The organism is Plantactinospora sp. CA-294935 (assembly GCF_050936445.1).
Taxonomy (GTDB): domain Bacteria; phylum Actinomycetota; class Actinomycetes; order Mycobacteriales; family Micromonosporaceae; genus Plantactinospora.
On record NZ_JBNJMU010000001.1, the window covers coordinates 9,049,859 to 9,063,979 of the forward strand.

General features: G+C 71.8%; 13 protein-coding genes. 5 read left to right on the forward strand and 8 right to left on the reverse strand.

Going from position 1 to position 14,121, the window contains the following annotated elements; all coding sequences use genetic code 11:
• Nucleotides 1-198 precede the first annotated feature (198 nt).
• The gene (locus tag ACQEVC_RS39375) at nt 199-1,323 is read right to left on the reverse strand and encodes a TetR/AcrR family transcriptional regulator C-terminal domain-containing protein (protein ID WP_432888618.1); all 1,125 of its coding nucleotides are present in this window, start codon (nt 1,321-1,323) and stop codon (nt 199-201) included.
• Between the two features lie 46 nt (nt 1,324-1,369).
• Here ACQEVC_RS39375 and ACQEVC_RS39380 point away from each other — a divergent pair, with 46 nt between their 5' ends.
• A complete protein-coding gene (locus ACQEVC_RS39380) occupies nt 1,370-2,038 on the forward strand; it encodes a GNAT family N-acetyltransferase (protein WP_432888620.1) in 669 nt (222 codons plus the stop codon).
• A 129-nt stretch (nt 2,039-2,167) separates the two neighbouring features.
• Here ACQEVC_RS39380 and ACQEVC_RS39385 read toward each other — a convergent pair whose 3' ends face one another.
• The 5 genes from ACQEVC_RS39385 to ACQEVC_RS39405 all read right to left on the reverse strand — a co-directional run bounded on the left by ACQEVC_RS39385 (nt 2,168) and on the right by ACQEVC_RS39405 (nt 7,960).
• Nucleotides 2,168-3,028, reverse strand: coding sequence for a DMT family transporter (locus ACQEVC_RS39385; RefSeq protein WP_432888622.1), 861 nt, complete (start codon nt 3,026-3,028; stop codon nt 2,168-2,170).
• A 337-nt stretch (nt 3,029-3,365) separates the two neighbouring features.
• A complete protein-coding gene (locus ACQEVC_RS39390) occupies nt 3,366-4,574 on the reverse strand; it encodes an ABC transporter ATP-binding protein (protein ID WP_432888624.1) in 1,209 nt (402 codons plus the stop codon).
• 7 nt (nt 4,575-4,581) lie between these two features.
• Entirely contained in the window at nt 4,582-5,421 is an 840-nt protein-coding gene (locus ACQEVC_RS39395; RefSeq protein WP_432888626.1) for a carbohydrate ABC transporter permease, read from the reverse strand.
• A gap of 115 nt (nt 5,422-5,536) precedes the next feature.
• On the reverse strand, nt 5,537-6,517 hold the full coding sequence (locus ACQEVC_RS39400; RefSeq protein ID WP_432888628.1) for a carbohydrate ABC transporter permease: 981 nt from the start codon (nt 6,515-6,517) through the stop codon (nt 5,537-5,539).
• A gap of 156 nt (nt 6,518-6,673) precedes the next feature.
• Entirely contained in the window at nt 6,674-7,960 is a 1,287-nt protein-coding gene (locus ACQEVC_RS39405; RefSeq protein WP_432888630.1) for an ABC transporter substrate-binding protein, read from the reverse strand.
• A gap of 524 nt (nt 7,961-8,484) precedes the next feature.
• Between ACQEVC_RS39405 and ACQEVC_RS39410 the strand changes: the two genes are divergently transcribed.
• The 3 genes from ACQEVC_RS39410 (at nt 8,485) to ACQEVC_RS39420 (ending at nt 11,534) form a co-directional block, all read left to right on the forward strand.
• Complete coding sequence (locus ACQEVC_RS39410) at nt 8,485-8,916, forward strand: hypothetical protein (RefSeq protein ID WP_432888632.1); 432 nt, start codon at nt 8,485-8,487, stop codon at nt 8,914-8,916.
• Between the two features lie 151 nt (nt 8,917-9,067).
• Nucleotides 9,068-9,352 (forward strand): hypothetical protein, encoded by a 285-nt coding sequence (locus tag ACQEVC_RS39415; protein ID WP_432888634.1) that lies wholly within the window; start codon nt 9,068-9,070, stop codon nt 9,350-9,352.
• A 154-nt stretch (nt 9,353-9,506) separates the two neighbouring features.
• Nucleotides 9,507-11,534 (forward strand): putative bifunctional diguanylate cyclase/phosphodiesterase, encoded by a 2,028-nt coding sequence (locus tag ACQEVC_RS39420; RefSeq protein ID WP_432888635.1) that lies wholly within the window; start codon nt 9,507-9,509, stop codon nt 11,532-11,534.
• 84 nt (nt 11,535-11,618) lie between these two features.
• Here the strand turns inward: ACQEVC_RS39420 and ACQEVC_RS39425 are convergent, their stop codons facing one another.
• Entirely contained in the window at nt 11,619-12,605 is a 987-nt protein-coding gene (locus ACQEVC_RS39425; protein WP_432888637.1) for an FAD-dependent oxidoreductase, read from the reverse strand.
• 254 nt (nt 12,606-12,859) lie between these two features.
• On the opposite strand from ACQEVC_RS39425, the gene ACQEVC_RS39430 reads away from it, so the two are divergent.
• Nucleotides 12,860-13,186 (forward strand): hypothetical protein, encoded by a 327-nt coding sequence (locus tag ACQEVC_RS39430; RefSeq protein ID WP_432888639.1) that lies wholly within the window; start codon nt 12,860-12,862, stop codon nt 13,184-13,186.
• Between the two features lie 154 nt (nt 13,187-13,340).
• On the opposite strand, the gene ACQEVC_RS39435 is transcribed toward ACQEVC_RS39430, so the two are convergent.
• Nucleotides 13,341-14,096, reverse strand: coding sequence for a thioesterase II family protein (locus tag ACQEVC_RS39435; RefSeq protein WP_432888641.1), 756 nt, complete (start codon nt 14,094-14,096; stop codon nt 13,341-13,343).
• Nucleotides 14,097-14,121: the final 25 nt, after the last annotated feature.

The following is a 14,121-nucleotide window of genomic DNA, read 5'->3' on the forward strand; positions in this document are numbered from 1 at the left end:
CGCTCTGGATCGGCCTGTACTCCCGGGCCCGGCCGGGGATCACACCGCGGCCGGGTCAGTCCCGCACGGTGCCCGGGTCGATATGCCGCTGCCGGCGGACCGGCCGCAGCCCCACCGCAGCCCTGACCGACCCGGTCGTCCGGGCCGACCCGTCGCGACACGCCGACCGGAACTGACCGGCGCCGGGGACCGCCCGGGTCAGCGAGCACCGATCCGGTCGTCCTGCCCGGCCCAGGTGTCGAGGCCGGTCAGCACACCGCGGAGCCCGGCACCGCGCTCGGTGAGGGCGTAGCTGATCCGGGTGGGTGGGCCGGAGTCCACCCGGCGGCGCAACAGCCCCTCGTCGGCGAGTTCGCGCAGCCGTTCGGTGAGCACCCGCCGGGAGACGCCGGGCAGGGCCTCGACGAGATCGCGGAACCGTGCCTCGCCGTGGCCGAGCACGTACAGCAGGTCGAGGACCCAGCGCCGGCCGAGCAGTTCCAGTGCCGCCGAGGTGGCCGCCGGAAGCCGCCGATCCGGAGCAGTGGTTACTTTTTCAAACCTGGTTTCTTCCTCCGTCGCCACCTGGTCGGGCCGGCCGGCCGGAGCGGGCTCGTCGGCCAGGAAGACGGCGATGCCGTCGAGCACCCGCTCCAGGCCGAACTCGAAGTCCTGCCGTACGGACGCCGGAGCGGCGCCAAACTGCGCGGTCAGCCGGGACAGCAGCGGAAACCGCCCCGTGTCGAGCAGCCGGGTCAGGGTGGCGGTCTCGGCCGCCCACCACTGCTCGGTGCTCATCCCGGTCCGCCGCTCGTCCTCGGCCTCGGTCTGGACGTACCGGGCCGCGCCCTGTACGTAGTCACTGACCGTGAGGTAGACCTGGATCGTCGTCGCCGGGTCGAGCCCGAAGCCGTCCACGGCGGCCAGTACCCATTCCACGCTGGCCAGCACGTTCGGTCCGAGCGGCGGCCGTCCGGTGCCCGCGACGATCGGCAGCACCCACGGATGCCGCTGGTACATCGCCCACTCCCGGCGGGCGGAGAGCTCGATTCTGGCCCGCCAGCCGGCCGGACCCGGCTCCGGATAGTCGATCTCGCCGAAGACGCTCTCCACCATCAGGTCGACCAGCTCGGCCTTGCCCGGCACGTACCGGTAGAGCGACATCACCCCCGCGTCCAGGGCGGCGGCGACCCGCCGCATCGAGAGGGTCGCCAGGCCGTACGCGTCGGCGAGCCCGACCGCCACCCGCACGATGCGGTCCAGGCTCAGCCCCGCGCCGGTCCCGGCGTCGCCACCGTCGCGTTCCATCCACTCCCGCCCACCGTCGCTACACAGTACGCACACTCGCGTACACTGTACCCACCAAACCCGCGAGCGTGACGAGGTGACGATGACCGAGACGATGACGGTACGCCCGGCCGAGCCGGCCGACGCCCAGGCGATCGCCGCCACGGTGGGCCGGGCCGGCCAGGACGAGGCGGTGTTGAGTTGGGTGGTGCCGGAGGAGAGCGCCCGCCAGGCGTGTGCGCAGGTGTGGGTCGAGTTCGCCTCCGACTGGGTCGGCGGGGCGCTGGAGGCCGGCGAGATCCTGCTGGCGGGCGACGAGTCGACCGGGATCGGTGGCGTGTCGGTGTGGGAGTTCCGTGCCGGCGGCCGACCCGGATCAGCGGCCGCCGCAGACCCGGCCCGGGACGAGCAGCAGGCCGCCATCCTCGCCCGGGCCTACGGCCGGTACGCGCCCCGGATGGCCCTGGTCGGCGAGCTGATCGCCGCCCGCCACTCCGATCGGGAACCGCACTGGTATCTCCAGCAGATGGTGGTGCTGCCCGAGCTGCGCGGTCGAGGGCTCGGCGGGGCCATGCTGCGGCACCGACTCGCCCGGGCCGACGCGGACGGGATCGGCTGCTACCTGGAGGCGAGTTCGCCGCGCAACCGCGCACTCTACGAGCGGTACGGCTTCCGGGCGCAGGGCGAACCGATCCGGTTGCCGGACGACGGCCCGACACTCCAGCCGATGTGGCGGGATCCCCGGCCCGCCCCGACCACGGCCGGACACTGAACCCCGCCCCAACCACGGCCGGACACTGAACCCCGCCCCAACCACGGCCGGACACTGAACCCCGCCCCAACCACGGCCGGGCACTGAACCCCGCCCCGACCACGGCCGGGAAGTGAACGCCGGGGCTACTCAGCCGCCCTCGTAGCCTTCCCGGCCGGTGGAGCGGGTGCTGGCCAGCCAGATCCCGAAGCCCATCGCCAGCACGGCCGGCACCTCGACCAGGAGCCGGAGTCCACCGAACGACAGCGTCTCGTGGAACGCCGTCACCCCGATGACGACGCTGGCCACCGGGTCCACCAGGGTGATCGAGGTGAGTGGCGCGGCCAGCGGACCGTTCTGGAAGGCGTTCTGGTTCAGCGCCACCGAGGCGAACCCGACGACGGCCAGCGCGTACAGGTGCCAGTCGGTCAGCGTCGAGAGCGGGTCGTCGGTGACCCGGTCGGCGACGGACTTCAGCAGCGACGCGGTGCCGGCGTAGAGCAGCCCGCTGGCGATCCCGAGCAGTGTTCCCCGGGCGGCGCCGGTGGCCCGGTGGGCGAGCAGCAGGCAGATCCCTACCAGGGCACCGCCGATGAACGCGACTCCGAGCCAGCCCATCAGGGACGGCTGGGACACCCCCGCCCGGGGCCGGGCAGCGCCGAGAAAGGCGGCGAGCCCCAAGACACAGGCGGCGACCGCGGTGACGTCGCGGGGATGTGGCCGGCGGTGGTCGAGGGCCGCCTCCAGCGGGATCGCCAGGAACATCCCGCTGATCAGCAGAGGCTGGATCAGGGTCAGCGGCCCGAACCGCAGGGCGACCGCCTGGAGCACCGTACCGGCCAGGTCGGGGGCCTTTGCCAGCAGCCAGCTCTTCCGGCGCAGCAGCCGGATGAGCAACCGCGGATCGGCCGTCCCGTGCTGCGGTTCCCGGCGCGCGGCCCGCTGTTGCAGGGCGGCCCCGAAGGCGAAGCAGGCGGCGGAGCTGAGCGCCAGCGCGACCGCCGCGATCACGCGGCGGTCCCGGCCCCGCAGGGCGGCCCGTGCTCCGTACCCACACAACTACGCTACGTGTTGGAATCGCCGCTCACGGACGGTTCCGGGCGCCGGTCGTCTCACCCGCTCGCCCGCACGGGCCGAGTCGACACGACGGTGCCCGGACCGACCAGGAGGCTTCCCGGTCCCGTCCGGACACCGTCAGCGCCGGGCAACAGTCCGGGCACCGTCGGACCGGTCAACAGCCCGGGCACCCTCGGACCGGTCAACAGCCCGGGCACCCTCGGACCGGTCAACAGTCCGGGCACCGTCAGCGCCGGGCAACCAGGCGTGGCCGATTCCACGCTTCCCGGACTCAGGAGGCGAGCGCCCCCGCGGCCCGGCCCTCGTGCAGGGTGAGGTTGCGGCCGTTCGACGGGTCGAACAGGTGGATCTTCTCCAGGTTGAACCAGAGCCGGTGGCTCTGCCCCTCGGTGACCGGAGACTCCGCCGACAGCCGGGTCACCAGGTTCGCCCCGCCGCCGCTGAACCCGTCCGCGCCCACGTCCGCGGCTAGTTCCTCCAGCTCCGCCGCGCTGGCCCGCTCACCGGAGACGGTGAGATAGACGTACTTGTCCGAGCCCATCGACTCGACGATCTCGACCGGCGCCTCGAACTCCATCCCCCGCCCCCGGGTCTGCTCGTCGACCAGCCCGGCGTCCTCGAAATGCTCCGGACGGATGCCGAGGATCAGCTCCCGGGGGGCGTCCTCGGCCGCCAGCTCGCGCCGGAGCCGGTCGCCGAGGGGTACGTCGCCGACCGCCGTCCGCAGCCTGTCGTCCTCGACAGCGGCATGCAGGAAGTTCATCGCCGGCGAGCCGATGAACCCGGCGACGAAGAGGTTCGCCGGGTGGTCGTACAACTCCTGGGGCGGGCCGACCTGCTGCACCGCACCGCCCCGCATGATCACCACCCGGTCGCCGAGGGTCATCGCCTCGGTCTGGTCGTGCGTCACGTACACCGTCGTGGTGCCGAGTTGCTTCTGCAACCGGGACACCACGGTACGCATCTGCACCCGCAACTTGGCATCGAGGTTGGAGAGCGGCTCGTCCATCAGGAACGCCTTCGGGCTGCGGACGATCGCCCGCCCCATCGCCACCCGCTGGCGCTGCCCACCGGAGAGGTTCGCCGGCTTGCGGTCCAGCAGCGGGGTCAGCTCCAGCACCTTGGCCGCCTCGGCTACTTTCTGCTCGATGGTCGCCCTGTCCAGCTTGGCAAGCCGGAGCGGGAACGCCATGTTCTCCCGGACGGTCATGTTGGGATAGAGGGCGTACGACTGGAAGACCATTGCGATGTCCCGGTCCCGGGGTGCCTTGTCGTTGACCCGCTTACCGTCGATGCGCAGCTCGCCCGAGCTGATGTCCTCCAGTCCGGCGATCATGTTGAGGGTGGTCGACTTCCCGCAGCCCGACGGGCCGACCAGGATGACGAACTCGCCGTCGGCGATCTCCAGGTCGACGTCCCGGACCGCGACCGTCCCGTCCGGGAAGCTCTTGCTCACCTTGTCCAGCACGATGTCAGCCACTGCGACCTCACCCCTTCACGGCGCCGGACGTCAGGCCCGACACGATGCGACGCTGGAAGAACAGCACGAACAGAATGATCGGAATCGTGATCACCACGGCGGCGGCGCAGATCGCCCCGGTCGGATCCTCGAACTGCGACTCCCCGGTGAAGAACGACAGCGCCACCGGCACCGTGCGGGACCGCTCGGTCGAGGTCAGCGAGATCGCGAAGAGGAAGTCGTTCCAGCAGAAGATGAAGACCAGGATCGCGGTGGTGAAGACCCCGGGCGCGGCCAGCGGCGCGATCACCCGGCGGAACGCCTGCCCGGAGGTGGCGCCGTCCATCTTGGCGGCCTTTTCCAGATCCCACGGGATCTGCTTGAAGAACGCCGACAGCGTGTAGATGGCCAGTGGCAGCGAGAAGGTGATGTACGGCAGGATCAGCCCCGGCCAGGTGTCGAAGAGCCCGAGGGACCGCTCGATCTCGAACAGCGGCGAGACGAGCGACACCTGCGGAAACATCGCGATCAGCAGGGAGACCCCGACCAGCGCCTTCTTGCCCGGGAAGTCCAGCCGGGCCACCGCGTACGCGGCCATGGTGCCGAGCACCACCGCGATGGTGGTGGCGATCAGGGCGATCCCGATCGAGTTGCCCAGAGCCCGGACGAACTGGTTGGTGGAGAAGATCGTGCGGTAGTTGTCCAGGGTCCACTCCCGGGGGATGAAGTTCCCGTCGGTGAGCGTGCCGGTGGTCTTGAACGACAGCGACGCGATCCACAGCACCGGGACCAGCGCGAAGACCACCACCACGAGGTCCAGCAGTCCCCACCGCCACTTCGCCGTGGCCGTGGTGTCACTGGCGGCCATCAGGGCCTCCTTTCGTTCGCGACTGCGGTGCTCCGCTTCGCTGCGCTCCTCGCGCTCACCGGAGCCGCCCTTCGCTCGCGAACTGCGGTGCTCCGCTTCGCTGCGCTCCTCGCGCTCACCGGCGGCCTCCCTCGTCCGTGCTGCCCGGGGCAGCGGTGCCGAACAGCTTCACGAAGACGAACGCGATGATCGCCACGGCCAGGAAGATCAGTACCGACATGGTCGACCCGATCCCGAGGTTGAGTCCGCGCATCAGGTTGTTGTAGGCGAGCATCGACACCGACGAGGTCTCGTTCGACCCGGCCGTCAGCACGAAGATGTTGTCGAAGACCCGGAACGCGTCCAGGGTGCGGAACAGCAGCGCCACCAGGATCGCCGGCTTCATCACCGGCAACATGACCTTGGTGAACCGCTGCCAGGCGGTGGCGCCGTCCATCGAGGCCGCCTTGAGCAGGTCCTCCGGCACCAGCGCCAGGCCCGCCATCAGCAGCAGCGCCATGAACGGGGTGGTCTTCCAGATCTCCGCCAGCATGATGATCGCCAGCGCGCTGGCCCGTTCGGTCAGCGGCGCCCCCTCACCGAAGAGCGTGGCCAGATAACCGGTGCCGGGCGTCCAGGCGTACCGCCAGGAGAAGGCCGCCACCACCGTGACGATGCCGTACGGGATCAGCGCCGACGTGCGGACCAGCCCGCGCCCGACGATGGTCCGGTGCATCACGATGGCCAGTCCCATGCCCAGCACCAGCTCGACGGCGACCGTCACGACGGTGATCAGCATGGTCACCCCGAACGCGGTCCACCAGTAGTCGTTGGTCAGCACCGTGACGTAGTTGGCCAGCCCCACGAACTCCCGCTCGTCCGGGAACTTGAGGTCGAAGCGCTGCAGCGACAGCCAGACGGAGTAGAGGATCGGATAGGCGGTCACGGCCAGCATCACCAACGCGGCCGGGGCGCAGAGCAGCCAGCCCAACCGGCGCTCGGCCCGCTTTCCCTCGCTCAGCGCCGCCCGACCGGCCCGGCCGCGCCGGGGCGCCGGGATCGCCGGGGTCGTGCCGGCCCGGTCCACGCCGGTCGCGGTCTCGGTCTCCGTGCTCATGTCGTCACTCCGCTGCGCTCCGCGCCGCCATCAGGCACACCCGCACTGACCTGACTGACTCGCTCACTTCGTTCGCTCATGTCGTCACTCCGCTGCGCTCCGTGCCGCCATGAGGCACACCCACACTGACCTGACTGACTCGCTCACTTCGTTCGCTCATGGCAGCACCCCCTTGGAATCGAGCGCGTCCTGCGTCGCCTCCCGCATCCGGTCCGCGGTCCGCTCCGGGTCGATCGACGACGGCGGGGAGAGCGTCGCCGACAGCACGGTCGAGATGTTCTGGTACGCCGGACTGCGCGGCCGGGTCGCCGGGTCCTTCAACTCCTCGAGAATGGTGTCCCGCATCGGGTACGCCTCGGCCATCTCCGGCTCGGCGTAGACGCTCTCGATGGTCGGCGGTACCCCGTCGTTGATCGCGGAGAACTTCTGGTGCTCCGCGTCGCGCAGGCAGGACGCGGCGTCGAAGGACTCGTCGGGATGCCGGGAGTACCGGCTGACCCCCAGGTTGAACCCGCCGATCGTCACCTTGCTCGGTGTGCCCGGGTCCACGCCCGGATAGCGGGCCCACTTCACCTTCTTCGCCAACTCCGGGTCCGCCTCCTGCATCGCCGGATAGACGAACGGCCAGTTGAGCTGGAAGGCGCCCGCCCCGGACTGGAAGTCGAGCCGCGCCTGGTCCTCGATCGTGTTCGAGAAGGAGGAGGTGGTGATCCCGGCGGTGGCGAAGTTCCGGAGTATCTCCAGCGCCCGGACGGCGCCGTCGTCGAAGACCGCCTTGCTGCCGTCGTCGTTGATGATCTGGCCGCCGGCGCTGGCCACCAGCGTGTTGTAGAGGACGACGAGTCCCTCGTACTGGGCGCCCATGGTGATCACCCGGTACGGCTGGCCCCGCCCCCGCAGGTCCTGGGCCATCCGGATCATCTCGTCCCAGGTACGCGGCGGCTGGGGCACCAGGTCGGAGCGGTACCAGAGCAGTTGCACGTTGGTGTTCTTCGGCGCGGCGTAGAGCTTGCCCTCGTACCGGGCGGTCTCCAGCGGGCCGGCCAGGGTGCCACGCTCGGCCTCGGCCCGGTGCTCGCCGGTCCACTCCAGCAGCCAGCCCGCGCTGGCAAACTCCTGGGTCCAGGTGACGTCCAGGCCCAGGATGTCCATCCCCGAGTCCTCGGCGGCCAACCGGCGGACCAACTGCACCCGCTGGTCGTCGGCGGCCCGGGGCAGCACCCGGTACGCGATCCGGTACCGCCCGCCCGCCTTCGCGTTGCAGTCGTCGACCACCTTCTGGATGTTCTGCTCGGTGGTGTAGTAGAGGTTGATCGTCGGAATGCCGCCGTCCTCCCCGGAGCCGCAGGCGGCGAGCGGCACCAGCAGCGTCAGCCCCGTCAGCGCCGCCGCCAGCCGGAACCGGCGCCGCCGGGGCGGGCCACCCCGCTCGGGCTCAGTCATGTCGGCACCCCGCTGTCCTCCCGGCCGTCGTGCCGACGTCGGCCTCCGCCGATCGTGACCGCCGGTGGCAGCCCGCCGACCGCCTGCGCGCCTGGTGACCGCTCATCACGCCGTCCTCCCTTATGACGGCCGGGGCGGGAACCGTCCCGGCACACGGCGAAAGCACCCCGCCTCCGGCCGCAGGCGAACCGCCGGACCGGGCGTAGGTGTCGGATATCCCCACTGCCCCGCCGCCCACCGGCCGAAACATCGACAAGAATCAACGCCGCAGCGCCCCGGGCGCCGCCGGAGGGCCGATCTCCGGTCCACTGTGGTATTCCCGGCGGCCGGCGCCTCGGCTACCGTGGGTGCTACCTCCGGCGCCAGCAGGTCGCCGTCGATGCCGACACGCCCGGTGGACCTGCCACGTCGCCCGACCGGCGCGGCCCGGGCCGGGCCGTCCGGAGCGGCAGGTTCCGATAGGCGAAACGCGCCCCCGTCCCCGCGATCCTTGGGCAGGATCGTCTGCAAGAGGAGGTGCCGCCGTGCGGAACACCCGGGCGCTCACCCTGTCCTTCGAGGTCAGCGGGCCACCACCGGTCAAGACCGAGGCGCTGTCGATCTTCGCGGCCGGGCACCGGCAGGCCGCCCGGGTCCGTACGCTGCTCCAGGCCGCCTGCGCCGCGGCGCAGCGCAGCGGCTGGACCGCGTTGACCGAACCGGTCGCCCTGGAGATCGTGCTGCGCTGCCCACCGGGTCGACGCACCTCCGACGCGGCGACCCTGATCGGCGGGATCGGCGCCGTGCTCCAGGACAAGAAGCGGGCCACCGACATCGGCCTCGCCCACCTCGGCGTACTCGCCGATGTCGCACTCTACGTGGACGACCGGCAGATCCAGCGGGTCTCGTACCGGGAGGAGCCGGCCGAGGAGATGTCGTACCTGGTCCGGGTGAGCAGCCTGCCGCCCGTGGTGTGAGCCGGACGCCGGGCGCCGCCGGCGGAGGGCGGGACGCCGGAAGCGGTACCCCGGCCCCGGTTTGACCGCCACCTCCGGCTGGGTACGCCGTCCGCGACCGACGGGTGACGGGGACCGGCGGGCGACGGCACCGGCGACGAAGGGAGCGGTCATGTCGGAGCCACACGTCACGCTCGACCCCACCGGGCTCGACCCGGCGCGGCAGCACCTGCGCGGACCGCTGGAGGAGCAGCTCGGCTCCGCGCTGCGCGCGGCAATCGACCGGGTCCGGGCCGACTATGCCGGCGAACCGGTCGAGGAGGTCTGCCGCCGGCTGCTCGACGAGACCCGGGCGGGGCTGCATCCGGACATCGCCGACGGATTCACCCCGGACATGGACGAGTTCTGCCGGGTGGCCGTCGCGATCGTCCGGCGGGACGCCCCCGGATCCCCCTGAGCCCCCGCCCCGGCCTGGTCAAGATCGAGGGCTGTCGGCGTAGGGGCGTTGGCCGTGGGGCTCCGGCCTCCGTACACTCAGTGCGCCGTCACGGCCGACCGTGCACGTCCCGCGTCCCCTGCACCGGATCCGGTCGATCTCTACGGGAGGCCCAGTGCCCGCACTGCCGTCCAGTGTGCCCGCCGCGGTGCTCGACACCACCTCCACCGCCCTGCTGACCACCGCCGAGAACGGCGAGGTGACCTGGTACAACCGGGCGGCCCAGCGACTCGGCCAGCTGATCGGCGCGGACATCGGCTCGCTGCCGTTCGGCGCCGCGACCCCGGACGGACCGCCGGTCGAGCTGCGCTGCCCGACCGTCGACGGCGCGGTCCGGCACCTGCGGGTGACGTGTCGGCGGTTGCCGCCGCTGCCACGCGCCGAACCGGAGCCGGACGGCCAGTTGGTGTACGAGCTGGCCGACGTCACCGAGCAGCGCGCCGACCGGCGCCGCGCCGACGACTACGCCTGGCGGCTGGCCCACATCGAGCAGTTGGCCCGGGTCGGCACCTGGGAGTGGCACCTCCCCACCGACCAGGTGGTGTGGTCACCCACCCTGAAGGCGATGATCGGGCTGGCCCCGGAGACCGCGCTCGACTACCCGACCTACCGGAAGATGATCCACCCGGACGACCTCGAAATGATCGAGGCGACGCTGGACCGGGCGATCCGGGAGGCCAACTCGTTCACCTACACCCACCGGATGTACCTGGCGAACAGCCGGCAGATGCGCGTCCTGGAGTGCTACGGCGAGGTCTTCACCGACGACTCCGGCCGGCCGTTGCGGATGCTCGGCACCGCACACGACATCACCGAGATCCGGCAGGTCCAGGACGAGCTGGCGTACCTGGCCGAGCACGATCCGCTGACCGGGCTGCCGAACCGGCGGGCCCTGACCGCCCGGATGAGCGAGCTGACCGCTGCCGGCGGCCCGGCGGCGGCCGCACTGCTCCTGATCGACATCGACAACTTCAAGGACATCAACGACCTGCGCGGGCACGCCATCGGCGACGAGGTGCTCCGGCTGCTGGCCCGGCTGCTCCCCAACCACCTGCCCGCCGAGGCGGTACTCGGCCGGCTGGGCGGGGACGAGTTCGCCGTCCTGCTGCCGGACTGCGACGCCGACCGGGCACTCGCGATCGGGGCCGGGCTCTGCGACCTGGTCGCCCGTACCCCGCTCGCGGTGCGCGGCGAGCCGCTGCGGGTGACGCTGAGCATCGGCGCCGCCCCGCTGGACACCGCCGACGACGACACCCTGCTGCTCGCCCACGCCGACCTGGCGCTCTACCAGGCCAAGGGCGAGGGCCGCAACCGGGCCCGGCTCTTCGCGCCGGAGCAGCAACGGCTGGCCGCCCAGCGGGTCGACCTGGTCTCCCGGGTACGCCGGGCGCTGGACACCGGCCAGTTGCAGCTCGACGCCCAGCCGATCATCGACCTCGGCGACGACCAGGTGCGCAGCTACGAGCTGCTGATGCGGGTACGCGACAACCATCGCCGGCAGATCGGCCCCGGCGACTTCCTGCCGGCGCTGGAGCGCGGCGACATGATCTACGAGCTGGACCGCTGGGTGGTGGAGACCGCCACCGGAGCACTCGCCGCGGCCCGGGCGGCCGGGGTGGAGCTGCGGCTGGACGTCAACATCTCCAGCCGCTCGCTGGAGGATCCGAGCTTCGGTGACTGGGTGGTCGGCACGCTGGCCGCCGCGGGCGTACCGGCGACCCAGCTCGGCCTGGAGATCACCGAGACCACCGCCATCGCCAACCTGGCCGCCGCCCGCCGGCTGGCCTCCACGCTCACCTCGGCCGGCTGCCGGTTCAGCCTGGACGACTTCGGCGCCGGCTACGGCTCCTTCGTCTACCTCAAGCACCTGCCGTTCAGCGCGGTCAAGATCGCGGGTGAGTTCGTCCGGCAGGCCGACCACGGCGGCTCCGACCCGATCCTGATCGACGCGGTGGTGCGGGCCGCGCACGGGCTCGGGATGCGGACGGTCGCCGAGCACATCGACCGGCCCGAACTGGTGCCGGTACTGCGCGAACTCGGCGTCGACCGGGGTCAGGGATACCACCTGGGCCGCCCGGAGCCGCTGCACGAACTGATGGCCCGGACCATCGCCCGGGGCGGGGTCTCCGCGACCCTCCGCTGAACCCCACGGTCACGGAACGCTGGGACCCGGAACCGACCCTCGCGGTCCACCGCGACGTAAGGGGAGGTGGAAAGGGTTCGATGATCATGGCGTCTGGCCGACGACCAGCGCCACCACCTCGTCGGCACAGCCCCAGCCCAGGGTGACTCCGGCACCGCCGTGCCCGTAGTTGTGGACCAGCCGGGCCGATCCGGCCAGCCCGGACACGTCCTCGGCCAGCCGGGCCCCGCCGAGCCGGCCGGGACGCAGCCCGGCGAGCTGCCCGAGCACCGGCGCTCCGGCCAGCTCCGGGACCAGCGCGACGCACCGGGCCAGGATCGCCGCGCCGGCTTCCTCGTCCGGCCCGGTCTCCGTCCGGTACGGCTCGAAGGTGCCGCCCAGCACCACGTCCCGGCTGCGCGGGTGTACGTAGGTGATGCCGGCGGGGTTCCCCTCGTCGCGTACCGAGGTGGTCAGGCCGGGGTTGCCGACCAGCACGATCCGGCCCCGGATCGGGTGCACGGCCGGGTCGTCGGCGAGTTTGCCGGCGGCCAGCCCGGTCGCGTTGACGACCAGCGGCGGCCGGCGCGCCGACGGCCACACCTCGGCCGCGATCGCGGGCACGTCGGCGAGCCGGTCCACCCGGTGCCGGCGCACCGGCACCGCCAGCCGAGCGAGCCGGTCGACCAGCCAGGCCAGGTACGGGCCCATCTCGACGGTCGGCACGGTGAACCGCCACTGTCCGGCGTACCCGTCCGGGGGTGCGACGGCCCGGAAGTCGGGCACCGCCGGGGCCCACCACGGGTCCCCGGTCACCGGCTCGCGCAGCAGCATCCGGGTCGGCCGCATCACCACGCCCGGCACCGCCTGCCGGGCGTGCCCGGCGAGCACCTCGAAGGTGCGCCCAGCCCAGCCCAGCACCCGGGGATCGCCACTGGTCCGGGTCGGGTACCAGACCGCGGCGGCGACCCGGGAGACCGTGTCGGCCGGCTCGTCGGCGGTCAGCACCGCCACCCGGGCACCGGCCTCGGCCAGCCGTACCGCGGTGGTCAGCCCGACCACCCCCGCGCCCAGCACCACGACGTCCGACATCACATCAGCCTGCCGGTCGAGCCCGCGATAAGTCCAGCGGGAGCGGTTAGCGACCGTCGGTCCGGGTCAGCTCCGGCCGGGGAGGACCTTCGGGCCCGGAGACGGAACACCTCCCGCAGGGTAGTCGCATTCTCACTCCAGGTCCATACAGGAAGACCCCTAAACTGCGCCGGAACCCCGTAAGTAATTAAACTTGCTTGACGAGGGATCAATGAGGGTTTCTGCGCATGAAAGGTACGACTATGCTCAGGACCGTGAAGGAAGAGATGGACCGCGAACTCAGCCCTTCCACCCGGACCCAGCGCTACGTGGTGGTGTCCGAGGTCGTCGTCGAGGTGGAGAACGACTACCGACTCCGGGCGGCGGCACTGGCCAAACTGGACGCCGTGGCGTCGAGCACCCCCGAGGGGCTGGAGCGGATGCGCAGCCGCATCGAGGGTGACACCGCGGTCGCGCTCGACTTCCTCACCGATCCCGTCGCGGCCATCGCCGCCGCGGACGGCATCCGCGCACACGGCCACGGCATCCGGGTACGCCGATATCTCCCCCGCGACGACGGCGACGGCAGCGGTGAGCGGTGAACCTTTTCAACCTCCCCTTGCGGTCCACGATGGCCGCAGGTGAGAGTCGGCGCGCGGGCCGCGCTGTTCAGGTTGACAGAGGTTCATTCCCCGACCGGTCCGCCCCGGCACACCGGGACGGACCGGGGGTCGCCCGGGCACCGGCCCGGCCGCGCTACCGAGGCAGGATCCGCTCGACCAGCAGCGGCACCAGCCGGTCCGTCTGGTCGTCGAGATAGAAGTGACCTCCGGGCAGCGAGTGCACGTCGAGCCCGGCGTTGGTGTGCACCACCCAGCGACGCGCGTCGGCAGTGGTGAAGGTGTGGTCCCGGTCCCCGACGATCGCGGTGACCGGGCAGTTCAGCGGCTCGCCGGCCACGTACCGGTAGGTCTCGATCAGCCGCAGGTCGCCCCGGACCATCGGCAGCGTCAACTCCCGGATCTCGTCGAGTTCCAGTAGCTCCGCACCGCCGCCGCCCAGTTCCCGGAGGTACGCGACCACCCCGTCGTCGTCGCGCAGGTGCACCCCGAGCGAGCGTCGGGCCGACGGCGCCGGACCGGCCGACACGAAGAGCCGGCGTACCGTCAGCGAGTCGCAGCCGCGCAGCCGGCGGGCCACCTCGAAGGCGACCACGGCACCCATGCTGTGCCCGAAGAACACCACCGGCCCGGCCAGTTCACGCTCGACCGCCGCGACGATCTCGTCGGCCAGTACGGTCATGTCGTCGATGATCGGCTCGCCGTACCGGTTCTGCCGGCCGGGGTACTGGACCGCGACCACCTCGATCGATTCCGGGACGAGATCCGCCCAGCGCCGGTACCCGGCCGCCCCGCCGCCCGCGTGCGGAAAGCAGACCAGCCGGACCGTGGCCCGGGGCGCGGCTCCGAAGCGGAGGAACCAGTCGTTCGTGACCCTGCCGTACGTGCTCACCGGTGCAGCCCTTTCCCTCGGTGGA

What these genes read in the sequence shown, in the direction of transcription:
- ACQEVC_RS39415 (WP_432888634.1), top strand. Translation starts at nt 9,068, where the DNA reads ATGTCGGAGCCACACGTCACGCTCGACCCCACCGGGCTCGACCCGGCG.
- ACQEVC_RS39380 (WP_432888620.1), top strand. Translation starts at nt 1,370, where the DNA reads ATGACCGAGACGATGACGGTACGCCCGGCCGAGCCGGCCGACGCCCAG.
- ACQEVC_RS39425 (WP_432888637.1), bottom strand. Translation starts at nt 12,605, where the DNA reads ATGTCGGACGTCGTGGTGCTGGGCGCGGGGGTGGTCGGGCTGACCACC.
- ACQEVC_RS39395 (WP_432888626.1), bottom strand. Translation starts at nt 5,421, where the DNA reads ATGGCCGCCAGTGACACCACGGCCACGGCGAAGTGGCGGTGGGGACTG.
- ACQEVC_RS39400 (WP_432888628.1), bottom strand. Translation starts at nt 6,517, where the DNA reads ATGAGCACGGAGACCGAGACCGCGACCGGCGTGGACCGGGCCGGCACG.
- ACQEVC_RS39405 (WP_432888630.1), bottom strand. Translation starts at nt 7,960, where the DNA reads ATGACTGAGCCCGAGCGGGGTGGCCCGCCCCGGCGGCGCCGGTTCCGG.